Annotated in this window: 25 protein-coding genes; 9 read left to right on the forward strand and 16 right to left on the reverse strand. The window is 60.1% G+C overall.

The window, feature by feature from the left end:
• Positions 1-18: 18 nt before the first annotated feature.
• Genes sucD through JAO82_RS01545 form a run of 3 tightly spaced genes read right to left on the reverse strand, consistent with a single transcriptional unit; the run spans position 19 to position 3,367 of the window.
• The gene (gene sucD / locus JAO82_RS01535) at positions 19-900 is read right to left on the reverse strand and encodes a succinate--CoA ligase subunit alpha (protein WP_198684568.1); all 882 of its coding nucleotides are present in this window, start codon (positions 898-900) and stop codon (positions 19-21) included.
• On the reverse strand, positions 900-2,096 hold the full coding sequence (locus JAO82_RS01540) for a malate--CoA ligase subunit beta (RefSeq protein WP_198684569.1): 1,197 nt from the start codon (positions 2,094-2,096) through the stop codon (positions 900-902). The genes sucD and JAO82_RS01540 overlap by 1 nt, the downstream gene beginning before the upstream one ends.
• Positions 2,097-2,122: 26 nt before the next feature.
• Positions 2,123-3,367 carry an aminotransferase class V-fold PLP-dependent enzyme gene (locus JAO82_RS01545; protein ID WP_198684570.1) on the reverse strand — a complete coding sequence of 415 codons (1,245 nt, stop codon included), beginning with the start codon at positions 3,365-3,367 and terminating at the stop codon, positions 2,123-2,125.
• Positions 3,368-3,600: 233 nt separating this feature from the next.
• Between JAO82_RS01545 and JAO82_RS01550 the strand changes: the two genes are divergently transcribed.
• From JAO82_RS01550 to JAO82_RS01560, 3 genes are all read left to right on the forward strand, one after another.
• A complete protein-coding gene (locus tag JAO82_RS01550) occupies positions 3,601-4,224 on the forward strand; it encodes a response regulator transcription factor (RefSeq protein WP_198684571.1) in 624 nt (207 codons plus the stop codon).
• A gap of 115 nt (positions 4,225-4,339) precedes the next feature.
• Complete coding sequence (locus JAO82_RS01555; RefSeq protein WP_198684572.1) at positions 4,340-5,317, forward strand: HpcH/HpaI aldolase/citrate lyase family protein; 978 nt, start codon at positions 4,340-4,342, stop codon at positions 5,315-5,317.
• Complete coding sequence (locus tag JAO82_RS01560; RefSeq protein WP_198684573.1) at positions 5,314-6,573, forward strand: glycerate kinase type-2 family protein; 1,260 nt, start codon at positions 5,314-5,316, stop codon at positions 6,571-6,573. Before JAO82_RS01555 ends, JAO82_RS01560 begins: the two co-directional genes overlap by 4 nt.
• 119 nt (positions 6,574-6,692) lie before the next feature.
• Here JAO82_RS01560 and JAO82_RS01565 read toward each other — a convergent pair whose 3' ends face one another.
• The 3 genes from JAO82_RS01565 to JAO82_RS01575 form a co-directional block, all read right to left on the reverse strand.
• Positions 6,693-8,063 (reverse strand): glutamate--cysteine ligase, encoded by a 1,371-nt coding sequence (locus JAO82_RS01565; RefSeq protein WP_198684574.1) that lies wholly within the window; start codon positions 8,061-8,063, stop codon positions 6,693-6,695.
• 65 nt (positions 8,064-8,128) lie between these two features.
• Complete coding sequence (locus JAO82_RS01570) at positions 8,129-8,656, reverse strand: hypothetical protein (RefSeq protein ID WP_198684575.1); 528 nt, start codon at positions 8,654-8,656, stop codon at positions 8,129-8,131.
• Positions 8,653-9,375 (reverse strand): 16S rRNA (uracil(1498)-N(3))-methyltransferase, encoded by a 723-nt coding sequence (locus JAO82_RS01575; protein WP_198684576.1) that lies wholly within the window; start codon positions 9,373-9,375, stop codon positions 8,653-8,655. Before JAO82_RS01575 ends, JAO82_RS01570 begins: the two co-directional genes overlap by 4 nt.
• An 11-nt stretch (positions 9,376-9,386) precedes the next feature.
• Between JAO82_RS01575 and ubiA the strand changes: the two genes are divergently transcribed.
• Genes ubiA through JAO82_RS01590 form a run of 3 tightly spaced genes read left to right on the forward strand, consistent with a single transcriptional unit; the run spans position 9,387 to position 12,686 of the window.
• A complete protein-coding gene (gene ubiA, locus JAO82_RS01580) occupies positions 9,387-10,361 on the forward strand; it encodes a 4-hydroxybenzoate octaprenyltransferase (protein ID WP_198684577.1) in 975 nt (324 codons plus the stop codon).
• A gap of 55 nt (positions 10,362-10,416) precedes the next feature.
• Positions 10,417-12,372 (forward strand): OmpA family protein, encoded by a 1,956-nt coding sequence (locus JAO82_RS14220; protein ID WP_332872456.1) that lies wholly within the window; start codon positions 10,417-10,419, stop codon positions 12,370-12,372.
• A complete protein-coding gene (locus JAO82_RS01590) occupies positions 12,369-12,686 on the forward strand; it encodes a hypothetical protein (protein ID WP_198684578.1) in 318 nt (105 codons plus the stop codon). The genes JAO82_RS14220 and JAO82_RS01590 overlap by 4 nt, the downstream gene beginning before the upstream one ends.
• 31 nt (positions 12,687-12,717) lie before the next feature.
• Here JAO82_RS01590 and JAO82_RS01595 read toward each other — a convergent pair whose 3' ends face one another.
• The 10 genes from JAO82_RS01595 to JAO82_RS01640 all read right to left on the reverse strand — a co-directional run bounded on the left by JAO82_RS01595 (position 12,718) and on the right by JAO82_RS01640 (position 23,411).
• Positions 12,718-13,158: a molybdenum cofactor biosynthesis protein MoaE gene (locus JAO82_RS01595; RefSeq protein ID WP_198684579.1), complete on the reverse strand. Its 441-nt coding sequence runs from the start codon at positions 13,156-13,158 to the stop codon at positions 12,718-12,720.
• A gap of 3 nt (positions 13,159-13,161) precedes the next feature.
• The gene (gene moaD, locus JAO82_RS01600) at positions 13,162-13,407 is read right to left on the reverse strand and encodes a molybdopterin converting factor subunit 1 (RefSeq protein WP_198684580.1); all 246 of its coding nucleotides are present in this window, start codon (positions 13,405-13,407) and stop codon (positions 13,162-13,164) included.
• Between the two features lie 2 nt (positions 13,408-13,409).
• Positions 13,410-14,072: a CDP-diacylglycerol--glycerol-3-phosphate 3-phosphatidyltransferase gene (gene pgsA / locus JAO82_RS01605; RefSeq protein WP_198684581.1), complete on the reverse strand. Its 663-nt coding sequence runs from the start codon at positions 14,070-14,072 to the stop codon at positions 13,410-13,412.
• Positions 14,073-14,210: 138 nt separating this feature from the next.
• Complete coding sequence (gene uvrC, locus JAO82_RS01610) at positions 14,211-16,088, reverse strand: excinuclease ABC subunit UvrC (RefSeq protein ID WP_198684582.1); 1,878 nt, start codon at positions 16,086-16,088, stop codon at positions 14,211-14,213.
• Positions 16,089-16,731: 643 nt separating this feature from the next.
• Positions 16,732-17,679, reverse strand: a complete 948-nt coding sequence (locus JAO82_RS01615) for a calcium/sodium antiporter (RefSeq protein WP_198684583.1) — start codon at positions 17,677-17,679, stop codon at positions 16,732-16,734.
• 168 nt (positions 17,680-17,847) lie between these two features.
• Entirely contained in the window at positions 17,848-18,645 is a 798-nt protein-coding gene (locus JAO82_RS01620; RefSeq protein ID WP_198684584.1) for a S49 family peptidase, read from the reverse strand.
• A gap of 212 nt (positions 18,646-18,857) precedes the next feature.
• A complete protein-coding gene (locus JAO82_RS01625) occupies positions 18,858-19,559 on the reverse strand; it encodes an ABC transporter ATP-binding protein (RefSeq protein WP_198684798.1) in 702 nt (233 codons plus the stop codon).
• The gene (locus tag JAO82_RS01630) at positions 19,552-20,331 is read right to left on the reverse strand and encodes an ABC transporter ATP-binding protein (protein ID WP_198684585.1); all 780 of its coding nucleotides are present in this window, start codon (positions 20,329-20,331) and stop codon (positions 19,552-19,554) included. The genes JAO82_RS01625 and JAO82_RS01630 overlap by 8 nt, the downstream gene beginning before the upstream one ends.
• Complete coding sequence (locus JAO82_RS01635) at positions 20,328-22,190, reverse strand: ABC transporter permease (protein ID WP_198684586.1); 1,863 nt, start codon at positions 22,188-22,190, stop codon at positions 20,328-20,330. Before JAO82_RS01635 ends, JAO82_RS01630 begins: the two co-directional genes overlap by 4 nt.
• Positions 22,191-22,208: 18 nt before the next feature.
• Entirely contained in the window at positions 22,209-23,411 is a 1,203-nt protein-coding gene (locus JAO82_RS01640; protein ID WP_198684587.1) for an ABC transporter substrate-binding protein, read from the reverse strand.
• A 525-nt stretch (positions 23,412-23,936) separates the two neighbouring features.
• Here JAO82_RS01640 and JAO82_RS01645 point away from each other — a divergent pair.
• The 3 genes from JAO82_RS01645 to JAO82_RS01655 all read left to right on the forward strand — a co-directional run bounded on the left by JAO82_RS01645 (position 23,937) and on the right by JAO82_RS01655 (position 26,184).
• A complete protein-coding gene (locus JAO82_RS01645) occupies positions 23,937-24,230 on the forward strand; it encodes a Dabb family protein (protein ID WP_198684588.1) in 294 nt (97 codons plus the stop codon).
• Between the two features lie 37 nt (positions 24,231-24,267).
• Positions 24,268-25,419 (forward strand): aminodeoxychorismate synthase component I, encoded by a 1,152-nt coding sequence (locus tag JAO82_RS01650; RefSeq protein ID WP_198684589.1) that lies wholly within the window; start codon positions 24,268-24,270, stop codon positions 25,417-25,419.
• Between the two features lie 216 nt (positions 25,420-25,635).
• Positions 25,636-26,184, forward strand: coding sequence for a TRAP transporter small permease subunit (locus tag JAO82_RS01655; RefSeq protein WP_198684590.1), 549 nt, complete (start codon positions 25,636-25,638; stop codon positions 26,182-26,184).
• The last annotated feature ends 2 nt before the right edge of the window (positions 26,185-26,186 follow it).

Genomic DNA, 26,186 nt, shown 5'->3' on the forward strand with positions numbered 1-26,186 from the left:
GGTCATCTCGACCTATGGTTACTGCATCACGGATGCGATGGTTTCACCGATCACCGCTGGGTTCTCGGCCACCGTCACTCCGGCTGCGGACAGGATTTCCACCTTTTCGCTGGCACTCTCGCCAAAGGCCGAGATGATCGCCCCCGCGTGGCCCATGGTGCGGCCCTTGGGCGCGGTCAGACCCGCGACATAGGCCACAACCGGTTTGCTGATGTGCTGCTTGATATATTCTGCAGCTTCAGCTTCCTGCGGTCCGCCGATCTCGCCGATCATGCAGATCACGTGGGTATCTGGGTCTTTCTCGAACTCTTCCAGGATATCGCGGAAGGACGAGCCATTGATCGGGTCACCGCCAATACCAACCGACGTCGACACCCCGATGCCGCGCTCTTTCAGCTGCGCCGCGGCCTCGTAGCCCAGCGTTCCCGACCGCCCGATGATACCAACATTACCCTCAAGATAGATGTGGCCCGGCATGATCCCGAGCAGCGCTTTTCCGGGGCTGATTGTTCCGGCACAGTTTGGGCCGGTCAGCACCATGCGGCGCTCCTTGGGATAGCGGTACATGTAGCGCTTGACCCGGATCATGTCCTGCGCGGGAATTCCATCAGTGATGCAGACGCAATAGCGGATACCGGCATCTGCGGCCTCCATGATGCTGTCAGCAGCGGACGGCGGCGGCACGAAAACCAGTGTCGCTTCGGCGCCAGTTTCAGCGACAGCCTCTTTGACGGTGTTGAACACAGGCACACCCTCGACGATCTCGCCGCCCTTGCCGGGGACGACGCCGCCGACAACATTAGTGCCGTATTCGATCATGTCCTTGGTGTGGAAACGGGCCATCTTGCCCGTAATTCCCTGCACAATCACTTTGGTGTCGCGGTCCAGAAAAATGCTCATCAGACGGTCCTCACATCGGTGCGTTGCTTGCTGTCGCTCTGCCAAGCCTCTACGGCGCGCTCGGCGGCTTCCATCAGGGTTGTTGCTCGGATCAGCGGCAGGCCGCTTTCAGCCAGAATTTTCTGACCTTCCTCGACGTTGGTCCCGGCCAGCCGCACGATAACAGGCACATCGACCTCGACTTCGCGCAATGCCTGCACCACGCCTTCGGCGACCCAGTCGCAACGGTTGATACCGGCGAAGATGTTGACCAGAACAGCCTGAACATTGCTGTCCGAAAGCACCAGTCGGAATGCTTTGGCCACCCGCTCCGGGGTCGCGCCGCCACCAATATCAAGGAAGTTCGCGGGTTCGCCACCAGCCAGCTTGATGGTGTCCATCGTCGCCATGGCCAAACCGGCACCATTCACGATGCATCCGATATTGCCGTCAAGTCCGACATAGGACAGACCCCGGTCAGCCGCGCGGCTTTCGCGCGGGTCTTCCTGGGATTTATCGCGCAGTTCGGAAATCTGCGGATGCCGGAACAGCGCGTTGTCGTCGAACGTCATCTTGGCGTCGAGCGCCATGATGCGGTTGTCACCGGTTACGATCAGAGGGTTGATTTCAACCATGGTCGCGTCAAGCTCGGTGAACGCGCGGTAACAGGCCTGAAGCGTGCGCACCATCTGCTGCACCATGCTGGCCTCGATGCCCAGTTTGAACGCGATCTCGCGGCACTGGAACTCTTGCAGGCCAACCGCTGGCTCGACCGTGGCACGCACGATGCTGTCCGGACGTTCTGCCGAGATTTCCTCGATTTCCATTCCGCCTTCGGCGCTGGCGACGATCATCACCCGCTGGCTGGTCCGGTCGAGCACGAAACCCAGATAGATTTCGCGATCGATCGGCACCGCTGCCTCGACATAGACACGATAGATGCCTTTGCCCTCGGGGCCGGTTTGATGCGTCACCAGCTTCTTGCCGAACATTTCTTCGGTCGCTTCCTGGATCTCGACATCGCTGTCGCAAACCTTGACGCCACCTGCCTTGCCACGGCCACCGGCGTGGATCTGAGCTTTGACGACCCAGCGCTCCCCGCCCATTTCGCGGGCACGATAGGCCGCCTGTTCGGGGCTATAGGCAAGTGCGCCTTGAGGAATTAGCACACCGAATTTGCTCAGCACTTCTTTGGCTTGGTACTCATGGATATCCATGGTCAGTCCTCCCTGTTGTGTGCCTGTTATGCGGTTGTTGTTGTTTTATAATGTTTGTCGAGCACGGCCTGGACTGCATCCATGTCGACATCCGCTCCCAGATCTTTCATTGCCTGGCCAAAGCGGGTGACGATTTCAGTGATTGCAACCGGGCTGAGCAGGTTGAGGATACCGATGCGAACCTGAACCGGCGCTGACAATGTTGGCCAGATGCCAAAACCGTCGGCACGGCAATGCTGCACCAGTTCGGCTTCGCGTCCGGCCAGGCTCTCGGGCAGATTCAGCACCACCAGAGAGGTCATGTTCGACGTCACGTCGCAACCCATGGCTGTCACCGCTTCGCGCAGCACCGACTCGTGGAACGCGTAGTCTTCGGCGCGCTGCGAAATGGTGTGCTGCAACGTGATGCGCAGTGCCTCGTGGAAAGCAGCAATGGCATAGGCGCTGTGGGTCCGGTGATAGGTGCCCTTGTCGACATCCTTGCCGTCGATGATGCCCCAGTGACGGGCTTCGAGAATCGGATGGTGCACAAAAGTACGGGTTCCGGTTTTCTTCAACTCGTCTATATAGCGGTCGGTGAACGACACCGGCGCATATGTCAGCGGCAGACAGCAGATTCCCTTCTGCGGGCAGGAGGCCCAACCATGAATACCGGGGAAGTCGTCAATGCGGAAATCCTCAACGCCGAGCGAGGACACAGCATCGACCAAACCCATCACATCGTGGCGTTCACACGCGTCGGAGAACCCGCGCATGTCGTTGATCCGGCCGGAACCGGTTTCCCAATGCGCAATGGCGGCCCATTTCGGCTTGTGTTCGGCCAGCGCTTTTTCGACGATTTCGGCGGTGACGGATTCGCCATGCGGCACATCAATCGTGATAACCGAGGCGGGCTGCGGGTTCATCGGGTCTGCGGCCAGCTCTTCGGCGGTCGCCGCTTTCATGCGGACAGTCAGACCGTCAATGCTCGAAAACGTTCCGTTCGAAAACACGACGACCTTGTCACCGGGCATGACGGCACTGAACATCACATCCAGACCGCTCCAGCCGGTGCCGGCTACGCCAAAAGTGTAAACGTTGCTGGTGCCCATGACGGCGCGCAGCATCTGCTTGCATTCGATCATGCCGCGCAGAACGTCGGGCTGCATGTGATCCGCCATGCCGGCACTGGCAAAGCGATCAAGCACGCGGGGATCGGTATTGCCCGGCCCAGGACCCGCCGCGAGGGTCTGGGGAATCTCGAGCTGCGGAAAGATCATGTTCTGGCTCATGGTATTTGTTTCCTGTCAGTTAATTCGACCTTCACTGCAGGAAACACTGTACAGAGCAAATACGCAACATACCTTAATGCTGCTTTTGGGTATCTATATGGGTAGGAAATCCCCTACCCATAACGGTAAAAATACCGTAGTATACCGCTTTTACCCCTGCCCGAATGGGCAGTTTATCGCAAAAAAGGGTTTGTATAAAAATGCTTAACCAAAGCAGGACGCCGATAAAGATCATGCTCGCGGACAGCAATCCGCTCGTGCTGTCTGCGATGTCGGCGGTGTTCGAGCGGGACCGGCGATTCTCACTCGTCGCGACCACCGCAACTGCCGAAGGTTTCCTCGGCACCGTGATGAGAATCCCGGTGCAAGTCGGTGTGATCGACTGGAATCTGCCTGTTCTGGGCGGGGCGCGACTGCTTGAGGTGCTGCGCGAACATGAAAAAGCGCCACGCCTGGTGGTCTATGGCGACGAAAGAAGCGATGCCCACCGTAGCGCGATGGGCGCCGGCGCAGCGGGTTTCGCGCCGCGCAGCGGACCGGTGGAAGGACTCTTGGAAACTTGCGCCTCAGTGGCAGAGGGCAAGATGGTTTTTCCGTTTCTCGACGTGCGCGAATTGCAGCGGGATCCGATTCAGTCGCTTTCCCGGCGCGAACGGGTCATGCTTGAAACGCTGTCCCAGGGCCTGACCAATCGCGAGTTGGCGAAAGAGTTGAACATTTCGATCAATACGGTCAAGTTCCACCTGTCGAACCTGTTCGAAAAACTGTCAGTGCGGAATCGCGCGCAGGCCATCGCGTTTTACTATAGCAGCCACCTGCCCCGCGAACGGACACCCAGAGATGGCGACAAAGACTGATGATCGGCGTGCCGGTGCAGAAATGCGCCATGAAATAATATTTCTTGACAGGAAAGAAATTTTTCGAATTGCATAAGGGGCCGATGACACGTGTTCGCCAAAGGAGCAAAACACCATGAGTTTCCACCCTATTGAACAAGCCCCCGGACGACTGAATCGCAGTGAGCTTGCGGTACCGGGCAGCCAGCCGCAAATGTTTGAAAAAGCAGCTGATTCTGATGTCGACGTGATCTTCCTAGACCTTGAGGATGCAGTCGCCCCGGATGAGAAAGCGCAGGCGCGCAAGAATATTATCAAGGCCCTGAATGAGATCGACTGGGGCAAGAAATCCATGTCGATTCGGATCAACGGACTCGACACCCATTACATGTACCGTGACGTGGTCGACATTGTCGAACAGGCGGGCGAGCGACTTGATCTGATCATGATTCCCAAGGTTGGTACCGCAGCTGACGTCTATGCCGTCGACATGCTGGTGACCCAGGTCGAAGACGCCATGGGCTACAAAAAGCGCATCGGCTTCGAACATATCATCGAAACCGCACTGGGCATGCAGAACGTGCATGAAATTGCTGCCGCATCCAAGCGCAACGAAAGCATGCATTTCGGCGTCGCCGACTATGCTGCCAGCATGCACGCCCGCACCACGGTGATCGGTGGCGTTAACGAAAATTACGCCGTGCTGACCGACGCCGATAGCGCGGGCAACCGCGAAACCCATTGGGGCGACATGTGGCATTACGCCATCTCGCGCATGGTTGTTGCCTGCCGCGCGAATGGTCTGCGTCCGATTGATGGCCCCTTCGGCGACTTCTCGGATCCCGACGGATACCGTGCTGCCGCCTATCGTGCCGCGGTCATCGGCTGCGAAGGCAAATGGGCGATCCACCCGAGCCAGATCGCGCTGGCCAATGAGGTGATGAGCCCCTCCGCAGACGAAATCGACCGTGCAGAGCGCATTCTCAAAGCCATGGCCGAGGCCGAGGCCGCCGGCAAAGGCGCCGTTTCGCTCGACGGTCGTTTGATCGACTATGCTTCGATCCGTCAGGCCGAAGTGCTGGTCGAAAAAGCCAAACAGATTGCTGACGCATGACGAAAAAAGCTGAAATGCGTGCACTTGCGCAACGGCTTTTCAAGGCTGCGGTAGATGCTGCCGACCCCGCTTTGGCGGTCCGGGAGTATCTGCGCAGTCATCCGCCAGCCAAGCTCCCGGCTGGCGGACATTATATCGTGGTCGCGATCGGTAAGGCCGCACCTGCCATGCTCCGCGAGGCGCTGTTGCATGTGCCCGGTCCGGTGACTGCCCTTGGGGTCACCCATCACGAAAACGCTCAACAGGTGGCCGGCGCCTCCATCCTGACTGCCGGCCACCCCGTACCCGACGACGCCGGCTTTGATGCCTCAAAGCGTCTCATCGACCTGCTTTCCTCGGCAGGGTCCGATGACCGCGTGCTGGCACTGATCTCGGGGGGCGGATCGGCCCTTGTTCCAGCTCCGATCAAGCCGCTGACGCTGGCCGACAAGCAAATGGTTAACCGTCTCTTGCTGGAGAGCGGGCTGGATATCGTGGAAATGAACATGATTCGCCAGCAACTCTCCGAGCTCAAGGGCGGTGGCTTGCTGCGTCACGCCGCTCCTGCTTCGGTTACTGCACTGATCCTATCGGACGTGATCGGCGACGATCTGCGTGCGATTGCCAGCGGGCCAACAGTCTCGCCTTTGGGGACGCGGCAGAAAGCGATTGAGTCGCTGACGCAAATCGGTGTGTTCGATGCCCTGCCACAGCGGGTGAAAACCGCGCTTCTATCCGAGGACAAGCGCGATCCAGTACCCGAAGGCAAGAATCACCTGATCGGCAGCAACCGCCAATCGCTAGACGCGATGAAATCGGCCGTACCCGAAGGCTGGACGGCGAGAATTGTCTGTGACCACCTGATCGGGGACGTTTCCGATGCGGCCAGACAGATCATCGATTCGGCCCTTGAATTGAAAACAGACGGCCCCACCGCCCTGATTTTCGGTGGCGAAACCACGGTTCAGATCAAGGGCAGTGGGCGCGGCGGGCGCAATCAGGAACTTGCTTTGCGCGTGGCATTGCAAGGCGATGAGCTGCCGGAAGGGTGGGTGTTTCTGAGCGGCGGCACTGACGGCCGCGACGGGCCGACCGATGCCGCTGGCGGACTTGTCGATGACTCGACCCTCGAGCGCATGGCCCAGGCCAACGCCGATGTCGTTGCTCTACTGGCCAATAATGACAGCAATAAGGCACTCGCCGCGGCCAACGATCTGCTGATCACCGGTGCGACTGGCACCAATGTGGCTGACGTTCAGGTCTTGCTGCTGCCCTGAGCTAGGGTTGCAGCCATCAGACTGAATTCCCTTTAGATTTTTGAACAGCAATAGGGCGATCCTCTTCGCAGGATCGCCCTATTTATATCTTGGCCTCAGCCCCGCTTCTGGCTGCGCGATCAATAACTGTATTCGGCGTAGATCTGGGTCAGATCGCCATTCCAGTCTCCAGCGTAACGGTTAAGCAATTCGTCGGCGGGCGTCTTGCCCGTCTCAACACTTTCTTTAAGCGCGTTCAGGAAATGTGTCTCGTCGGGCACCAGACCACCCGAACCAGCGCAAGCGCGGGCGCGTAGCCCAGCCTCGGAGAGAGCCAGAACCTCGCGTGCGAGATCGTGCATGTGAATGTCGCCGACACGCGCCTGCAACCCGTCGCGACTGGCAGCGATGCGCAGGTTTTCACGCGTCTCCGCATCCCAGCCCTTGGCAATATCCCATGCACCGTCAAGGCTGTTTTGATCATACATCAAGCCGACCCAGAACGCCGGCAAAGCGCAAAGCCGCCGCCAGGGGCCGCCATCGGCACCGCGCATTTCCATGAATTGCTTGATCCGCGCTTCGGGGAAAATTGTCGTCAAATGGTCGGCAAAGTCCGACAATGTCGGTATTTCGCCCGGCAGCGCGGGCAGTTCACCGTTCAGGAAATCCCGGAACGATTGGCCCAGCGCGTCAATATAGACCCCATCGCGATAGACAAAATACATCGGCACATCGAGCGCGTAATCGACCCACGCCTGAAACCCGAACCCGTCCTCGAACACGAAGGGCAGCATCCCGGTACGGTCGGGGTCGAGATCGCGCCAGATACGGCTGCGCCAGCTTTTGTGGCCGTTGGTCTTGCCCTCGAAGAACGGGGAATTGGCAAATAACGCCGTCGCAACCGGCTGCAATGCCAGGGCAACGCGCAGTTTCTGCACCATATCGGCCTCGGACCCGAAATCGAGGTTCACCTGCACCGTACAGGTCCGATACATCATTGACTTCCCCATAGTGCCGACACGGTCCATGTAATCCGTCATCAGCCGGTAACGCCCCTTCGGCATCATTGGCATCTGCTCATGCGTCCAGATCGGCGCGGCCCCCAGACCGATAAATCCGACGCCGACCTTATCGGCCACGTCCTTGACCTCGCGCAGGTGCTGGTTCACCTCGTCGCAGGTGCCGTGAATAGACTCCAGCGGCGCGCCCGACAGCTCCAATTGCCCGCCCGGCTCCAGCGATACATTCGCACCGTTTTTTTCCAGCCCGATCAGATTACCAGCCTCTTCGACCGGGGCCCAGCCATGGGCATCACGCAGCCCTTCCAGCACCGCCTTGACCGAGCGCGGACCGTCATAGGGGATCGGCTCCAAGGTGTCCTTGCAATAGCCGAATTTCTCATGCTCGGTACCAATGCGCCAATCGGCTTTGGGTTTGCAGCCCTCGGCCAGATACTCTGACAATTGGTGAATGCTTTCGATCGGTCCGCCACCGGACTGGGGAATAGACATGGGGCGCGCTCCGCTAGGTCTGGATTACAATATTTGGTCACAACTGCGGTGAATTCTACAAGGTGTCAATGCAGCCGATGGCTGGGCGGGCGCTGGCTGTGGCGCTCCCAAATCACCACGGGATGTTTGGCGCCACCGCGTAATTCGCTCAGCATACGTTCGGTGCGCAACCCCGGCAGGCTGGAAAACACATCGAACAACGCATCCGAGCCTTCAGCATTTACCGGGATGTAAAGCGTTGGCTGACCGGGCTGATCCAACACCCAATGCGCCGGCTTGGCGGTCGGGTCCAAGGTTAGCCGCTCAAGAGCGCGGGTGGCAACGGCCCCGCCCGAAAGCGGACCGAAATAGGTGATTTGGCCCTCGACCACCTGTACAACACCCGGCCCACCGCCCCCGGCACGAAACCGCGCCCGCTGTATGCCGACGACGATCAACACCGCGCCGATTATGACCAGAGCCCAGCCCGCCCAGCCCAGCAAGCCCCGCGGGCCAAGCGCCCAACTGGCCCCCAGCACCAGCACGCCAACGCCCGCCAGCCCCTCGCGCCAACGCCAGAGCGCTTCGCGTGCCGCAGGGCGGATCAGACTCATCGCCAATCTCCCAGCGCCTGCTGCCAAAGCGTTATTGCCGCAACGGCTGCCGTATCGGCGCGCAAAATGCGCGGCCCAAGGCTGACCCTATGGGCAAAAGGCAGCTCGGTCAGGCGCTTGCGCTCGGCCTCGGAAAACCCGCCTTCGGGACCGATCAGGATCGCCCACGGTCCCGGTGTAGCCTCGGCAAGAACTGTGGCGGGACCGGCCAGCCCCTCGTCGCAAAACATCAGTTGCCGTTCCTCGGGCCAGCCGTCCAGCAGGCGCCCCAGCTTTTGCAGATCATCGACCGGGGGCACATAGGTGCCGCCGCATTGCTCGGCTGCCTCGACCGCGTGGGCCTGAAGCCGGTCCTGTCGGATGCGCTCGGAATTGGTGAAATCTGTCTGTACCGGCAGAATACGCGCCGCCCCCAGTTCGGCGGCTTTTTCCACGATGAAATCGGTGCGCGCTTTCTTGATCGGTGCAAAACACAGCCACAGATCAGGTGGCGTGCCTTGCGCTGCGCTTTGCCGGATCAAATCCAGCACGCCCGCGCGCTTGCCTGCCTGCGCCACCTCGGCCAGCCATTCGCCGTCTGCTCCGTTAAACAGCGCCACCTTATCGCCCTGCCCCAGCCGCATCACCGCAAACAGGTAATGTGCCTGATCCCGCGTCAAAGGAACCGATTGCCCCGCCCCCAAGGGGTGCTCTACATACAGCCTGATCTTCGCACTCATGCAGGTTACATATGCAAGGCAACGCTCCGATGCCAGAGTCATCGCCAACGGGTCAGGTCGCCGATGCGCCCGCCGGAAATTGGGTGGATAGATACGCCCCCGCCATCGCGCGGCCCTATCTGCGGCTCAGCCGCGCCGACCGGCCCATCGGCACATGGCTGCTGCTGCTGCCCTGCTGGTGGGGTTTGACGCTGGCCATGCTGCACGATCAAGCGCCAAGGTGGGAGGATGTCTGGATCGCGTTTGGGTGCGGCATTGGCGCGTGGTTGATGCGCGGGGCGGGCTGCACCTGGAACGACATCACCGACCGCCACATCGATGGAAGCGTTGCGCGCACCCGCTCGCGTCCGATCCCCTCGGGTCAGGTCAGTGTCGCTCAGGCGGTGATCTGGATGGTCACGCAGGCGCTGTTCGCGCTTATGATCCTGCTGAGCTTCAACACCGCTGCCATCACATTGGGGGTTGTGGCGCTGTTGCCGGTGGCCATTTACCCCTTTGCCAAACGATTCACCTGGTGGCCGCAGGTCTTTCTCGGCCTGGCGTTCAACTGGGGCGCATTGCTGGTCTGGACGGCGCACAGCGGCAGTCTGGGATGGCCTGCGGTCATCCTTTATCTGGCGGGCATTTGCTGGACCATCTTCTACGACACGATCTATGCCCATCAGGACAAAGAGGACGACGCCCTGATCGGGGTCAAATCCACCGCGCTTTTGTTCGGGGATGATACCGCCCGTTGGCTGAAGTATTTTCTGGCGGGAACCGTCACACTTATGGCACTGGCGGTGATCGCAGCGATGCTGCCGGGCGCGTCCATGTTGGCGCTGGTCGTTGCTCTGGCGGGGCCGGGATTGATGGGCTGGCACATGGCATGGCAGTTGCGCGGATTTGACCACATGGACAATGAGCGGATGCTGCGGCTGTTCCGGTCGAACCGCAATACCGGCCTGATCCCGCTGATCCCATTGCTGCTTGCGCTGCTGGTGTGATTGATCCTCACGCCTGTCACCGGTATGAGACACCAGCATTAAGGAAGCCCGGATCGTGAAGAAACCACTCTCCTCCCACGCCATTACTCTGGCCACCTTTGCGCTTGCCGCGTTTCTAAGTCTGGTGACCGCCCGTCTTGCACTGACGGCGATCGAGCAAACCACCGAGATTGACGTCCGCCGCGCGCTCGACGAATCGTCGTTTGGCTGGGCCGAGGTTCAGGCCAATGGGCTGCAGGTGATCCTGACCGGCACCGCCCCGGACGAAGCGCGCCGCTTTGCCGCACTCAGCGCAGTGGCCAGGGCGGTCGACGCCGCAAGGCTGGTCGATTCCATCGAAATCGCCCCTAGCGCGGATCTCACGCCACCGCGATTCTCCGCCGAGATTCTGCGCAATGACAGCGGTATTTCAATCATCGGCCTAATCCCGACTGCCTCGGACCGCAAAGCTCTGATCCATCGTCTAAACCGTATGGTCGGAGCGGAAAATGTGGCCGACCTGTTGGAAACCGCCAATTATCCCGCTCCACAAGGCTGGAACCAGTCGCTGGATTTCGCAATCACTGCGTTGGCACGCCTGCCCCGTTCAAAAGTGTCTGTGGATGCCGGACGCATCTCGGTTACCGCGATTGCCAACAGCACCGATGAAAAAACGTCGATCGAGGCCGACCTGACGCGATCGGTGCCTCGTGGCATTGATCTGTCACTTGAAGTCGCCGCCCCGCGTCCGGTCATCACGCCCTTTACCCTGCGCTTTCTGATCGATGACAAGGGTGCGCGGTTTGATGCGTGCTCGGCCGAAACCGAAAACTCGGCACATCGTATCTTGAAAGCCGCACAGGCCGCAGGACTGGAAAAAGACGACGAGGATTGCACTGTCGGCATGGGTGTCCCGTCACCGCGCTGGGCCGAGGCCGCGGAACTGACAATTGGTGCTCTGGCCGAGCTGGGACAGGGTAGCGTCACCTTTGCCGATGCAGATATCTCGCTGGTCGCAGCGGAAACCACCGAGCCCAAATCGTTCGAACGCGTCATCGGTGAGCTGGAGGCCGCCCTGCCCGAGGTCTTTGCACTGAACGCCGTGTTGACAAAGCCCGAAAGCGAGACCCCCAATGGCCCCGCTGAATTCGTCGCCACGCTGAGTGCAACCGGACAGGCGCAACTGCGTGGGCGGCTGAGCGACAACAACCTGCGCCAGGTCGCCGACAGCTATGCCCGTGCGAGTTTTGGCTCCCAGAATGTTTATACGGCGACCCGGCAGGTCGATGATCTGCCAAGGGACTGGCCAGCCAGAGTTCTAGCCGGGCTTGAGGCCTTGTCGAAATTGGCCGAAGGATCGGTCACGGTTAAACCCGATACCCTGATCGTGCGCGGCATCTCCGAGCGCAAGAACGCCAATGCAGAGATTTCGGGCCTCGTGGTGGACAAGCTCGGCGAAGCTGAAAGTTTTGAACTGGACATCACCTACCGCGCGCCACCCAAGCCCAAAAACGCCGCCCCGACCCCGGAAGAATGTCAGCAGCAGCTGGCGAAGATCCAGAAAGGCGGCAAGATCACCTTTGAACCGGGCTCGGCCAAGATCACCGGCAGCTCGCGCCAGACGATGTCGGCAATCGTCAAGATCCTGGATCGTTGCGGTGAAATTCCGCTTGAAATTCAAGGACACACCGACAGCCAAGGTCGTGAGGAGATGAACCAGCAACTAAGTCAGCGGCGCGCTGATGCGGTGCTCGCCGAATTGCGTGCGCGGCGGGTCCTGACCTCGACCTATAAGGCGGTCGGCTATGGAATCACCAAGCCAATCGCCGATAACGGCACCGCCGAAGGGCGCGAGGCCAACCGGCGGATCGAGTTCCGATTGATCCACTCTGATGCAGACTCCGACGAAGAAAACAGCGCGGATGCCGCACCTCATGAGAGCGGTGACGGGTCGAACGGCCAAGAGAAGGCCAGCGCTCCCGACGCCAGCGATAAATCTGACGCTAAAAGCGAAAAAGAGAGCGAACAATGAACAGAACCGAGTTCATCATCACCACCGCGATCATCCTGTTTGTCGCGTTTTCGCTGGGCTGGTTTGCGAACTGGCTGATTGGCCGCTTGACCCGCGTGCGGCCAAGCGATGTCGGCGAACTGGAGCGCATGAGTCAGGAGCTGCACGAAGCCGAAGAAACCCGTGATCAGGCGATCACCTATATGCAACAACGCGAGGCAGAACTGACCAACCAGTTAAGCCAGGCGGAAGCCGAACTGCGCGCTGCGATGGAAGGGCTGCGCGATGCCCGTCACGAGGCCGAAGAACTGCGCGCTCAAATCGAACGCACATAGGGCTTGAGGCCGACGGCCATGCGCCCCCACCTTACCAGCGGTTCAGGGCGTCTTCATCCTCATCGCGGGCAGCAACCCAGTCGGCGCCTTGATCGGTGATTTCCTTTTTCCAGAACGGTGCGCGGGATTTCAGGTAATCCATCAGAAATTCCGCCGCCTGAAATGCATCGACGCGATGGCGCGAGGCGGTGGCGACCATCATGATCCGCGCGCCCGGCGTCAGCCGCCCGTAGCGGTGGATCACCAGCACATCGTTCAGCGCCCACCGCGTCTGCGCCTGATCCGCGATCTGGTGCAGCGCAGTTTTGGTCATCTCCGGATAATGTTCGATCTCCATCCTGCGCAAGGTTCCCTCGGAGTTGTTGCGCACAATCCCGGTAAAACTGACCACCGCGCCGGTATCTTTTCCCCGCCCGAAGTGCTCAAGCTCGGCGCTTGGGTCGAAATTCTCTTCCTGCACCTGCACACGCATCGCTCACCCTCCCGTCATCGGCGGGAAGAACGCGACCTCGCGCACATTGGCGAGCGGCGCGTCGAAATCGGCCAGCTCCTGATCCAGCGCGACCCGTAGCGCCGACAGGTCCGCAAAGGCCGCGGCATAGCGTTCTTCTCGCGCGCGCAATTCCTCGACCAGTTCGGAAACCGTACCGGCATCGGTCTCAACCTTTTCGCGCGGCAATCCGATGCGTTCGCGCACCCATGCGAAATAAAGCACATCCATGTTCATTCCTCCTTGAGATGCGGCAGCGCCTTGCGCAGATAATCCCAGCCGGTCAGCAATGTTAACCCCGCCGCCAGCCACAGCAACCACAGCCCGATACGTCCTGTCCACTCCATGCCTTCCAGCTTCCAGCGCAGCCCGTCCGGATCCGCACCGGTACCCATCAACGTGCGCTCGAACAGGTCTGGGTCCATGCCTTCGGCGCTTAGTCCCAGCGCGTGTTCGAAAATGCCCTGTGAAAACAGCACCGCGATGGCGACCATTTGCGCCGTGGTCTTCCACTTTGCCAACTGGGTGACCCGGAGCGTGCCGGCCACATCACCAAGGAATTCGCGCAAGCCCGAAACGAAGACCTCGCGAAACAGGATTACGGTGGCAGGCAGCACCAACCAGGGCGACATCGAGGAGTAGCCGACAATCACCATCAGCGCGATGATCACCATCGCCTTATCCGCGATCGGGTCAAGCATCGCACCCAGCTTGGTCTCCTGTCTCCAGGCCCGGGCGAGATAGCCATCGAACCAATCGGTCACCGCCGCACCGATGAACAGAATCAGGGCAAGCCAGTCGGCCCAGGGACGGTGGAAGTACAGAAACATTATCGCCAGCCCCGGCGCAGCCAGAAGGCGCAGAAACGTCAGGATATTAGGTAGGGTCAAACTCATGGTCGAACCCTACAATGCGGCCCCGGAACTTGAAAGCGGATGTTGGCGTATCGCGGCAGCAATGGCCGATTTGCCCTGTGGGCAAAGCCTCCGGCGGGGGTATTTCCCGACCAGAAAGAGACCGGGGCGCGGCACCGGTCAGCCGCGGGTGTGAAAATGGTCATAGATGGTTTCGGCAAGCCGATCCGAGATACCGTCGACCGCTTTGAGATCGGCCAGGTCTGCGCGGCTAACCGCCTTGGCGCTGCCGAAATGTGCCAACAGCGCGCGTTTGCGGGCCGCCCCGACACCCGGCACCTCGTCAAGCGGAGTGGCACCAACCGCCTTGGCGCGTTTGGCGCGGTGAGTGCCGATGGCAAAGCGGTGCGCTTCGTCGCGCAGACGCTGGATGAAATAGAGCACTGGATCGTTGTGCCGCAGCGCAAAAGGCCGGGTGCCGGGGCGGTGGAACTCCTCCTTGCCGGCATCGCGGTCCACGCCTTTGGCCACACCGACCATGGGGATGTCGCCGACGCCGTGTTCTGCCATGATCTGCGCCACCGCGCTGACCTGCCCGGCACCACCATCGATCAGCAGCAGGTCGGGCCAAAGGCCCCTCTCCCGCGTCGGATCGTCTTTCAGCAGGCGTTTGAAGCGGCGGCTCAGAACCTCTTTCATCATGCCGAAATCGTCGCCGGGGGTCAGATCGTCACCACGGATATTGAACTTGCGGTATTGGTTCTTCATCAACCCCTCCGGCCCGGCGACAATCATCGCGCCGACCGCATTCGTGCCCTGAATATGGGAGTTGTCATAGACCTCGATCCGTTGCGGCGGGACGTTGAGCGCGAAAGCTTCGGCCAGAGCGCGCAGCAGTTTTGCCTGTGTCGCGCTTTCCGCCATGCGACGGGCCAGCGCTTCGCGCGCATTGCGCAAAGCTCCGCCCACCAGTTCGGCCTTTTCACCGCGTTGCGGCACCAGGATTTCCACCTTGCGCCCGGCCTTTTCAGACAGTGCCTGCTGCATCAGATCAGCGTTTTCGATGGCGTCGGACAAAAGCAACTGCCGCGGTGGTTGCTTGTTATCATAGAACTGGCCCAGAAATGCCTCCATCACTTCGGGCGCGCCCATATCCGCGCCAACGCGGGGATAGTAATCGTGATTGCCCCAGTTCTGGTTGGCGCGGATGAAGAACACCTGCACGCAGGCCTGCCCGCCCTCAAGGTGCAAGGCCACCACATCCGCCTCGGGCACACCACGCGGATTGATGCCCTGTGCGCCTTGGACCTGGGTCAGTGCGCGGATGCGGTCGCGCAGACCGGCGGCGCGCTCAAACTCCATCGCGTCCGAGGCCTGCTGCATCTCGATCGCCAGCTCTTCCTGAATACGGGTTGACCGGCCAGACAAGAACCGTTCGGCATCGCGCACGGAATCTGCGTATTCGGCTTCGCTGATATAGCCGACACAAGGGGCCGAGCAGCGTTTGATCTGGTAGAGCAGGCAGGGCCTTGTGCGGTTTTGAAACACCGAATCAGTGCAATTGCGCAGCAGGAACGCCTTTTGCAGCTGATTCAGGGTGCGATGGACCGCCCCGGCGCTGGCAAAGGGCCCGAAATAGCTGCCTTTTGCTTTCTTGGCTCCGCGATGTCTTTTGATTTGGGGAAACGGATGATCCTTGGCCAGCAGGATATTGGGGAAGCTTTTATCATCGCGCAGCAGGACGTTGTATTTCGGTTTCAGCTGCTTGATCAGGTTCTGTTCAAGCAGCAGCGCCTCGGTTTCGGTGCGCGTTGTCAGGAACATCATCGACGCGGTTTCGCGGATCATCCGGTCGATCCGGATCGAATGGCCGGTCGGCCGCGTATAGCTTGACACCCGTGCGCGCAGATTGCGCGCTTTGCCGACATAGAGCACGCGCGCCTGCGCATCCAGCATCCGGTAGACGCCGGGCGAGGAATCCAGCGTCCGCTGATAGCTCTGGATACATGCATAGCCGGTTACAGCCGGATCGCTGAAGATATCGGATCGGTCGGTCATGGGCATTAGATATGATTCCCGGCGCGCGGCTGCAATCTTGGTTGGTGTTAATCAAGCCCGAACAAATCCACCGAATATGTGGGTAAGTCTGGTGACAACCTCGGGGGAGATCGAAATTCTCATTGTATCTGACGGACTTCGCTGATTTGCTCAAAAAACAGGCACAATGTCAAACCGTTGAAAACAGAGAAAACTTAACTCATGATGTTGCAAGATGATGAATTCAATGAGGATTGCATCGTGTTTTCATGACAGCCGGGGGGCCGGTGGAAAAGTTAATGTCCCAGAGCGTCAACGCGCCAATACAATCGGATGGGTTCGAACCGCGGCCGACACTGTGTTTCTCTGTTGGGCGACAAAATGCGCCCCGCTTTGATGAGCTGCGCGCATGGTTGGGCCGGGACCGATAGCATTGACCCGAATTGCGGGGGGCCCGCGCTGTCGTCTGCGTCAAAGTCCAAAACGCTGCCCTGGCCACGGTATGGATCATGAATTCGGGGATTTGCTTGCGCACGCGCTGATCGATCCTGTTGCCGATAAAATCGATGGCGCAGGGCGCGTTATTGTCGTCAATCTCCGGCTCAAGCCCCTGCGCTGCCATGGCCTGTGTCAGCATTCTTTCTTTCGCGTTCGGCCGTCGCCCTCAAAGAAAAACTGTTGCAAGATAGACCAGGTAGAGTGCGGTCAGCGCAATGCCCCAAAGCCGGGTAATGTTCTTTTGCATAAACACGAATGGGATCAGCAGCAGCGAAGCCGCCAGCATGACCCAAAGATCAAAGCGCAGGAACTCGGGCGCGACATCAATTGGTCGGATCAGTGTGGCGAGACCGATGACCGCCAACAGGTTGAATATGTTCGACCCGATCACATTGCCAAGCGCAACATCGGCCTGCCGGCGCAGCGCCGCCACCACCGTGGTCGCGAGTTCGGGGAGCGACGTGCCCACCGCAACCAGTGTCAAACCAATTGCCGCGTCACTGACCCCATAATGCCGTGCGATGATCGAGGCGTTTTCGACCAGTAAATTTGCGCCCAGTGGCAGTCCGACAATCCCCACAACAAGATATGCAATCACGCGCCACCACGGCATATTCGGGTCGGCCTCTTCCAGCCCTCCGATTTCGCCGTTGGCGCAGGCCCGTTGATAGACCCGCACCTCTCGGAATTGATCCAGCAGAACCAGAGCCAGAGCGGCCAGCATGATCAGACCTTCCATCGTGCTGAGAACGCCGTTGAAGGCCAGTGCAATAAACAGAACCGAGATGCCAATCATCACCAGAAACGACTTGCGGGTATTGCACTCTGTGCTGTGTATCGGCGCGAGCATGGCTGGTATACCCAGCACCAGCAAAATATTGGCGGTGTTCGAACCGACAATATTGCCCAGTGCAAGCCCCGGCAGATTATCGCGCACCGCACTGATCGACACCAGCAATTCCGGCGCTGAAGTGCCAAAGGCCACAACGGTCAAACTTACGATCAGCGCCGGCACGCCCAGCCGCAGGCTGAGATTGACCGCACCACGTACCAGCGCGTCGCCTGCAAAAAACAGAATCAGCAAGCCCAAAGCGGCAAGAATCCACGCGCTCATTCTCGCCCCCTGTAGCCGCAGGAACACGGCCCTTTGCCGATGCGATAACGTCCGCACCCCGGACATTTTGCTGAGTCGAGACGATTTTGGCCTGGAAATCGCAGTTTTCCGAACATCGCCAACACCGCGATGGCCACCAGAAACAGGGCGACGATCTTGAGGATCACCTTAAAGACCAAAGCGCGCGAAAGCCGCGCGCTCCTCGATGCCGGTAACGGCTTCATTGAAGGCATAGGCCCCGAAACGCGTCAGAAAGGGACGGCGTAAGCCGTAGCGGCGTAATTTCACCTTGTCGCCAAACCGCTCGCGCAGCGTGGCCTTCAGATGCCCGATTCCATCGATCAGGCCCAGCTCGGCGGCGCGACGGGCCAGCCAGATCTCGCCAGTGAACAAATCGGCGGAGGTGTCCAGCCGGTCACCACGACGATTTTTGACATGGGTGATAAAGTGTTCATGGACGTCGCCCAGCAGGGCGGTCAGGCGGGCCACGTCGTCTTCGTTTTCAGGGCGGAACGGGTCCAGAATCGATTTCGATTTGCCAGCGGTATAAACCCGCCGCTCGATTCCTTGACGGCTCAGAAACACATGCGCACCAAAGCCCGAGGATATCACCCCGATCGAGCCCAGAATCGAACTTTCATCGGCCCAGATTTCATCGGCTGACGCCGCCAGCCAATAGCCCCCCGACGCGGCAACGTCTTCGACAAAGGCAATGACGGGAACTTTGGTTTCCTCCGCCAGATCGCGGATCCGCCGCCCGATCAGCGAGGATTGCACCGGCGAGCCGCCGGGCGAGTTGATTTCCAACGCGACCGCATCGGGCTTGCCCCTGCGAAATGCCTTTTCCAGAACCGAGGCCAAAGCCTGATCGCTCAGCGTCATCCGCCCCGATGTACCGATGGTCCCCTGGAGGCGAACCACGGACACAAGTGGGCGGCTTTTGATAAAGGGAAGGCGTAACTTCATGAGAGCTGATGTAGAATGCCGCAACGCGACAAACAAGGTGCGCAATTGGGTTGAGTCAGAGGGATGGAAGAATTCGCGCCGCGCCCGACTTTCTTGTAACGCAAAATCGCTGGATCGGGTGCAAAAAACCCATCAGATAGCGGCGCCCTGTACCCCGGCCTATGCGGCGCCGCTCCGCAATGGGTATTTGCAACCAGAAGGAAGCAGGGCGCTCAGACCGACAGCCACGCGTCGCGAATTTCCGGGCTGGCATCAAGATCGGCGAAACTGCCCGAAAAGCGCGTGGTGCCGCGATCAAGAACCACCGCACGGCTGGCGACGGCCCGGGCGAAATGCAGGTTCTGTTCGGAGAGCAGCACCGTCAGCCCCTGATCGCGCAACTGCACAATGGCGCGGGCCATGTCTTCAATGATGACGGGCGCGATGCCCTCGGAGGGTTCGTCCAGCAGCACGCAGGACGGGTTGCCCATCAGTGTGCGCGCGATGCTGAGCATTTGCTGTTCGCCGCCCGACAGGTCGCGGCCGCGATTGTGGCGACGCTCGGCGAGGTTGGGAAACAGCTCGAACAGCGCGTCGCGGCTCCAGATGGCGGCGTCTTGTCGCGGCTTTTGCCGACCGACTTCGAGGTTTTCCAGTACCGTGAGGTCGGTAAAAATGCGCCGTTCCTCGGGCACATAGCCAAGGCCGGCGCGCGCCACGCGATGGGCTGGCCAGCCGGTGATGTCGGCGCCATTGAAACGGACGCGCCCGGACCGTGGCACCACCAGTTGCATGATGGATTTGAGCGTCGTTGTCTTGCCCGCGCCGTTGCGCCCCAAAAGCGCGACCACCTGCCCGCGCGAGACCTGCAGCGAGAGGGCGCGCAACACATGGGCCTTGCCATAAAAACTGTTGATCTGGGCCAGTTCAAGCATCGGTTGATGTGTCCAGCGCATTGAATAGAGTGCCGCCGCCAAGATAGACCTGTTGCACTTCTGGGTCGGCACGGATGTGGGCGACGGGGCCTTTGGCGATCAGCCGGCCGCGGTTCAGCACCATAACGCGATGGGCATGGGCAAAAACCGTGTCCATATCATGTTCGGTGAACAGCACGCTCAACTGCCGCTGCGCCACGATATCGGCCACCAGTTGCATCAGCGCGGCGCGTTCGCCCGGTGCCATGCCGGCGGTGGGTTCGTCCATCAGCAGCAGGCCCGGCGCATGCGCCAGCGCGATGGCAAGTTCCAACCGCTTGAGATCGCCATAGGCCAGCACCGCGCAGGCGCGGTCGGCCTGGGCCGCCATGCCGACCAGATCGAGGAGCTCCAGCGCCTCGTCGCGATAGAGCCGGTGCGCATAGGGGCGCAGCGCGAAGACCCGGCGATGGTGCGAGATCAGCGCCATTTGCACGTTTTCTACCACGGTCATCGAGGCATAGGTGGCGGTGATCTGGAACGTGCGCCCAACGCCCAGCCGCCAGATCCGGCGCGGCTTCAGCCCAGTGATCGGCGTGCCGTTCAGCGACACCGTGCCGCCATCGGGTTTCAGATGGCCAGTCATCATGTTGAAACAGGTGCTCTTGCCCGCGCCGTTGGGGCCGATCAGCGCCAGTAACTCGCCCTGCGCGAGATCAAAGGACACGTCATCGACGGCGCGGATTCCGCCGAAAGATTTGCTGAGCCCGCGCACCGACAGCACCGTACTCATGTTTCCTGCTCGGAGGGCCGCAGTAGGCCGATACGTTCGCCGAGGCGGCGCAGCCCGCCGACGATGCCTTCGGGGGCCAATACGACCACCGCAATGATGGTCAGGCCCAGCGCCAGACGCCAATATTCAAACCGGGTCAGCATGTCCTTAGCGCTTTCGAACACCGCGCCGCCGACCACCCCGCCCGAGAGCGTCTTGACTCCGCCAAGGAAGACCACGATCAGCGCATCGAACGAGCGGGTGATCTCCAGCTCATTGGGAAAGACGCTGCCCTTGGCAAAGACAAACAGCCCGCCCGCAAGCCCGGCCATGGCCCCGGCAAGGGCGAAGGCCACCCACTGCACCGCGCGCGTGTGGATGCCCGTCGCCTCGGCCTGCCGGGCACTGTCGCGGGCGGCGCGCAGGGCATAGCCGAACGGCGCATGGGCCGCGTGGCGCAAAGCCAGAATGCCACCAATGCAAAGCACCAGCGTCAGATAGAAGAACACGAGATTGGATGTGGCCCAGTCCGGCGGCCAGATATCCACCAATCCATCATCACCGCCGGTGACCTCGCCCCACTGATAGGCCAGACTCCAGAGCAGCTGCGCGAAGGCCAATGTCAGCATCGCGAAATATACGCCCGTCAAGCGCAGGCAGACCCAGCCGATGATCATTGCCAGCAACCCCGCGCCAAGCGGTGCCAGCAGCAGCGCCAGCTCCATCGGCGTCCCGGCATGGGCCACCAACAGCGCCGCCACATAGGCACCGCCGCCGAAAAAGGCCGCATGGCCGAAACTGACCAACCCGCCAAGGCCCAATAGGAAATGCAGCGAGGCGGCGAACAGGCAGAAGATCAGGATGTCGGTCGCCAAAATAGCGATCCAGGACGGCGCGAGCAAAGGCACCACGGCCAACACCGCCAGTCCGGCGGCCACGATCAGCCGCACCCGCGCTCCGGCGGGCTTGATCGGGCGTTCGGGCTCGCCACTCTGGCCGTGATCGCCGGCAACCTCTTCGCGGCCCAGCAACCCATAGGGGCGGATCATCAAGACCAGCGCCATGACCACGAACATCAGCACCAGCGTGCTTTGCGGTAGATAGGTCACGCCGAATACGTTCAGCACCGATACCAGTACCGCCGCCAAATAGGCCCCGGGCAGCGACCCCATGCCGCCAATCACCACAACGACAAAGATTGACGCCAGAATATTGAAATCCATCAGCAGATCGGCACCGCCCTTGGGCAGTTGTACGGCCCCGCCCAAGCCCGCCAGCGCGCAGCCAAGGAAGAACACGCCGGTGAACAGCCAGGACTGGTTGACGCCCAGCGCCCCGACCATTTCGCGGTCTTGCGTGGCGGCGCGCACAAGAATGCCGACGCGGGTGCGTGCGATCAGCCACCACAGCGCCAGCGCGACGAAGGGCGTGATCGCGATCAATGCCAAATCGTATTTCGGCACCGGCTCGCCCATGATCCGAACGATACCTTTCAGTCCCGGCGCGCGCGGCCCCAGCAGATCCTGCGGCCCCCAGATCATCAGCGCCAGATCTTGAATCACCAGAATGACCCCGAAAGTGGCGACCAACTGAAACAATTCCGGCGCGCGGTAGACCGGGCGCAGCACCAGAATCTCGACGATAACACCGACCAGCCCGACGACAACACCGGTCAGCAGGATCGCACCCCAGAAGCCGAAAGCACCGGGCAGCACCTGCATCAGCGTATAGCCGACATAGGCCCCCAGCATGTAGAACGAGCCGTGGGCAAAGTTAACGATCCGCGTCACGCCAAAGATCAGCGACAGGCCCGACGCCACCATGAACAGTGCCCCGGCATTGGCCAGTCCGGTCAGCAATTGCGCAATGAACAGTCCCACGATCCTAAGTGACGGCGGTTATTTCGCCGGGCGCATCTCGCGCACCACATCATCGGAAGGCAGATAATCGGCGCCGTCGCGATATTCCCAGTCGATCATCACGCCCTCTCCGTCACGCAGGGCGGTCGTGCCGACAAAGGCACCCATGGTCGATTGATGATCGATTTCGCGATAGGTGACCGGCCCGACCGGTGTGTCCAGTTCCAGCCCGACAAAGGCCTCGCGGATCGCCTCGGCCTCGGTCGAGCCGGCCTTTTCGATGGCAGCGGCGACCGAAAGCGCGGTGTTGTAACCGACGATCGACCCGTTGCGCGGGTAATCGTCCCAGCGCGCCTGATAGGCGTTGACAAAATCTTTTTCCGCGCCCTCGTCAAATCCGTACCAAGGAAACCCGGTGACGATCCAGCCCTCGGGCGCCTCGGCGCCCAGCGGATCAAGATATTCCGGCTCACCCGACAACAGGCCGTATAGCTTGCGCCCGTCAAACAGGCCGCGCGTGGTCCCCTCGCGCACGAATTTGGCCAGATCCCCGGCAAAGGTGACGTTATAAATTGCATCGGGCTTGGCCCGTTCCAGCGCCTGCACCTCGGCCCCCGCGTCGATCTTGAACAGCGGTGGCCATTGCTCGGCAACGAATTCCACTTCGGGTTTCAGCGCCAGAAGGTTTTCCTTGAAGGCCGCGACCGCATCCTTGCCATAGGCATAGTTGGGCGCGATGGTGGCATAGCGGATCGCATCGGTCTTGGCGGCCTCTTCGGCCAGCATCGCCGCCTGCATGTAGGTCGAGGTGCGCAGGCGGAAGGTCCAGTCATTCCCCTTGTCCCAAACCAATGCATCGGCCAGCGGTTCGGAAGCCAGATAGACATAGTGCTTTTCGGCGGCCAGAGAACTGATTGCCAGCCCGATATTGGACAGGATCGCGCCGGTCAGCATTACCGTGCCCTCACGAGTCATCAATTCTTCGGCAATTTTCACCGCCTCGCCCGGTTCGCCCTGATCGTCGCGGTAAATAAACTCCAACGGACGCCCCAGAACGCCTCCCGCTTCGTTGATCTGCTCAACCGCCAACTCGACTCCCATGCGATAGGGTTCGGCAAAGGCGGCCATACGCTTGAAATGGTTGATCTCGCCGATCTTGATCGGTTCTTGCGCAGGTGCCTCAAAGGCGGTCAGCGCCAGCGCGGCCCCCACCACGGTTGCGAGGAAAGTCTTGCGTTTCATGGGCTGTCCATCCTGCTGGCTAACGGCAAATTGCCGCGGGGCGTGGTGCGCTTCTTAAAGACTTGGATCATTGCAATCAATGCCTGTGCCTGATGATGCGATTAATGTCTGCAATCTATCAGTATGATTGCGGTGTTCGCCTGCTTGGGCTGCCCGTAACGCAGGCCAGCTTTGAGCTTTGCCGATTAAGCTTAAAGACAGGACGTTTATGCACTTACCCGGGCAATACAGCGCAGGGAAGAAGTTTGGCTTCTGTCATCACCCTCGCTGCTTTTGCGCCGTCATTCACGTGTGCTCATGCGCTACATTAGCAGCTTTAGATGGCGACATATGACACAGCGAGCCATCAAAGGCGCTTGAGCCGCGACAGCATTAACTGAGCTTCGCACCTACAACATCACCCTGCTCAAGCAAATCCGGCAGAATTTTTCGTTTGAAGCCGATAAATTGACCGCCCGCTCTCTTGTCCGGCCCTGGGAAATATGGCCTAGACCGCGGGAAGAACTGTTCGAGAAAGGCCAACCCATGACCCAGAGACCCGCGATTCGGCATATCGTGTTTTTCAGTGCCAAGGATAAGACCGACATTCCACGCATCGTCGCAGGGCTGGAACAGCTTGGCAAAATCCCCTACTCAAAGGTTTTCGAGGTGCGCCGCAACACGCAAAGCGATGCACTTTCCAACGAAGTGGATGTCGTCGTATATGCAGAATTCGCAAGCGCCGAGGATCTTGCGAAATACAAAGCCGATCCGATCTATCAGAAGTCGATCGAGACCGTCCGCCCGTTGCGCGATCTTCGCATTGCTGCCGATATCTGATCCCGTGTCCAGCCGCCCGCTAGGAGTACTCCGCTAAATGCCCGACCACCGCGTGATCTTCGATGGCGGTCCGACCCCGACAGGAACCGCGTTTCGCACACCGCGCCGCATCATCCGCGCGGATACAGCGCAACAGGTTCCCGAGGCTCTTGCCGCACTTCAGCAGGCCCAGACCGATGGGTTTTGGCTTGCCGGTTATGCAAGTTACGAACTTGGCTATCTGTTCAGCGCCAAGCTGCGCGCGCTGCTGCCGGACGAACGCGAGATGCCATTGCTGTTGTTCGGCGTGTTCGATGCGCCCTCGCCGGCTGCCGAAGTGACAGATCAAGGCACCGCATCGCTGACAAAGCCAGAACCAGTTTGGACGCCAGACAACTATGGCGCTGCCTTTGCAAAACTGCACGATTTCATCGCCGCAGGAGACATTTATCAGGCCAACCTGACCTTTCCGATGGTGGCCAAGCGAACCGGATCGATTGATGCGCTATGGTCACGCCTGCGCAAACGTCAGGCGGCCCCGCATGGGGCGCTGATTGATCTGGGCGGACCGGTGGTATTGTCACGTTCGCCCGAACTGTTCTTTTCGGTCGATCAGCATGGCAACATGGTCGCGCGGCCGATGAAAGGCACCGTCGCGCGCGGCGTAACGCCCGAGCAAGACGCCAGCAACGCGCAATGGCTGCACAATTCGGAAAAGAACCGTGCCGAGAACCTGATGATCGTTGATCTTCTGCGCAACGACATGAGTCGGATTTCACAGATCGGCAGCGTGCGCGTGCCCGAGCTTTTCACCATCGAAACCTATGCGACCCTGCATCAGATGACCTCGCGCATCACTGCTCGGTTGAATCATGGCGTTACCATTCCCGACATTTTCGAGGCGCTTTTTCCCTGCGGCTCGATCACCGGCGCGCCGAAAATCCGCGCGATGCAGATTCTGGCCGCGCTGGAAGACTCCGCGCGCGACATCTATTGCGGCGCGCTCGGCTGGATCGCACCCGATGGTTCGATGTCATTTGGCGTCGCGATCCGAACGCTGATCTGCGGGGCGGATGAAAGGGTTCGGCTCAATGTCGGGGGCGGTGTCGTCTATGACAGTAATGCGGCGGCAGAATATGCCGAGGCATTGCTCAAAGCTGAATTCGCCATGTTATCGGGCTCAGATGTTTCTGACCCGCCGCCTGCTTGAGCCTGTGGTTCCGGCTCGGCCCCTTCATGGCGCACGGCCCGCAAATATCGGCCTTGTTCTGCTATAAAAATAGATAATTCTCGCCCCATTATTCTGCACTAGGCAGCCCTCTTCGCCGCCACGGACAACCACTACACGCGACGTCTTCTGTTGACCCTGGCGCATCTCTAAGCGCATAAACGGCAATAGGCGCAGCACATCAGGGAAAGGCACGATTTGACGTTTTTGGCGCGGATTCTGCAGGCCATTAACGGGTTGAACCGGGTCGTAGGACTGGTGTTTTCCTGGCTCTCGCTTGGCATCGTCGTGCTTTGTTTCTGGGTCGTGGTCGAACGCTACCTGTTTTCGACCACGCGGCTGTGGATGCAGGATCTCTATGTCTGGATGAATGGCGCGATGTTCACTGCAGTGGCGGCCTTTGCCTTGCTGCGCGAAAACCATGTCCGCGTCGATATCTTCTATCGCGGTGCGCGGGATCGCACCAAGGCGATTGCCGATCTGGCCGGGGTCGTGTTTTTCCTTCTGCCCTTCGTCACCGTCGTGTTCATTTACGCGCTGCCTTTTGTGCAACGATCGTGGAGATTCATGGAAGGGTCGGCAAATGTCGGCGGAATGCCGGGCCTCTATGTCCTGAAATCCTTTGTGCTGATCTTTGCAGTACTGGTCGGATTGCAGGCGCTGGCCATGCTGATCCGCTCGGTGCTGGTGCTAGCCGATCATCCTGATCTGGTGCCGCCCGATTACCGATACAGCAAAGTGGAGTAGCC

The sequence above is a fragment of the Pontibaca salina genome (assembly GCF_016307205.1).
In the GTDB taxonomy this organism is placed as follows: Bacteria; Pseudomonadota; Alphaproteobacteria; order Rhodobacterales; family Rhodobacteraceae; genus Pontibaca; species Pontibaca salina.

Coding starts and splice junctions, on each gene's coding strand:
- sucD (WP_198684568.1), bottom strand. CDS start 900: ATGAGCATTTTTCTGGACCGCGACACCAAAGTGATTGTGCAGGGAATT.
- JAO82_RS01540 (WP_198684569.1), bottom strand. CDS start 2,096: ATGGATATCCATGAGTACCAAGCCAAAGAAGTGCTGAGCAAATTCGGT.
- JAO82_RS01545 (WP_198684570.1), bottom strand. CDS start 3,367: ATGAGCCAGAACATGATCTTTCCGCAGCTCGAGATTCCCCAGACCCTC.
- JAO82_RS01550 (WP_198684571.1), top strand. CDS start 3,601: ATGCTCGCGGACAGCAATCCGCTCGTGCTGTCTGCGATGTCGGCGGTG.
- JAO82_RS01555 (WP_198684572.1), top strand. CDS start 4,340: ATGAGTTTCCACCCTATTGAACAAGCCCCCGGACGACTGAATCGCAGT.
- JAO82_RS01560 (WP_198684573.1), top strand. CDS start 5,314: ATGACGAAAAAAGCTGAAATGCGTGCACTTGCGCAACGGCTTTTCAAG.
- JAO82_RS01565 (WP_198684574.1), bottom strand. CDS start 8,063: ATGTCTATTCCCCAGTCCGGTGGCGGACCGATCGAAAGCATTCACCAA.
- JAO82_RS01570 (WP_198684575.1), bottom strand. CDS start 8,656: ATGAGTCTGATCCGCCCTGCGGCACGCGAAGCGCTCTGGCGTTGGCGC.
- JAO82_RS01575 (WP_198684576.1), bottom strand. CDS start 9,375: ATGAGTGCGAAGATCAGGCTGTATGTAGAGCACCCCTTGGGGGCGGGG.
- ubiA (WP_198684577.1), top strand. CDS start 9,387: ATGCAAGGCAACGCTCCGATGCCAGAGTCATCGCCAACGGGTCAGGTC.
- JAO82_RS01590 (WP_198684578.1), top strand. CDS start 12,369: ATGAACAGAACCGAGTTCATCATCACCACCGCGATCATCCTGTTTGTC.
- JAO82_RS01595 (WP_198684579.1), bottom strand. CDS start 13,158: ATGCGTGTGCAGGTGCAGGAAGAGAATTTCGACCCAAGCGCCGAGCTT.
- moaD (WP_198684580.1), bottom strand. CDS start 13,407: ATGGATGTGCTTTATTTCGCATGGGTGCGCGAACGCATCGGATTGCCG.
- pgsA (WP_198684581.1), bottom strand. CDS start 14,072: ATGAGTTTGACCCTACCTAATATCCTGACGTTTCTGCGCCTTCTGGCT.
- uvrC (WP_198684582.1), bottom strand. CDS start 16,088: ATGACCGACCGATCCGATATCTTCAGCGATCCGGCTGTAACCGGCTAT.
- JAO82_RS01615 (WP_198684583.1), bottom strand. CDS start 17,679: ATGAGCGCGTGGATTCTTGCCGCTTTGGGCTTGCTGATTCTGTTTTTT.
- JAO82_RS01620 (WP_198684584.1), bottom strand. CDS start 18,645: ATGAAGTTACGCCTTCCCTTTATCAAAAGCCGCCCACTTGTGTCCGTG.
- JAO82_RS01625 (WP_198684798.1), bottom strand. CDS start 19,559: ATGCTTGAACTGGCCCAGATCAACAGTTTTTATGGCAAGGCCCATGTG.
- JAO82_RS01630 (WP_198684585.1), bottom strand. CDS start 20,331: ATGAGTACGGTGCTGTCGGTGCGCGGGCTCAGCAAATCTTTCGGCGGA.
- JAO82_RS01640 (WP_198684587.1), bottom strand. CDS start 23,411: ATGAAACGCAAGACTTTCCTCGCAACCGTGGTGGGGGCCGCGCTGGCG.
- JAO82_RS01645 (WP_198684588.1), top strand. CDS start 23,937: ATGACCCAGAGACCCGCGATTCGGCATATCGTGTTTTTCAGTGCCAAG.
- JAO82_RS01650 (WP_198684589.1), top strand. CDS start 24,268: ATGCCCGACCACCGCGTGATCTTCGATGGCGGTCCGACCCCGACAGGA.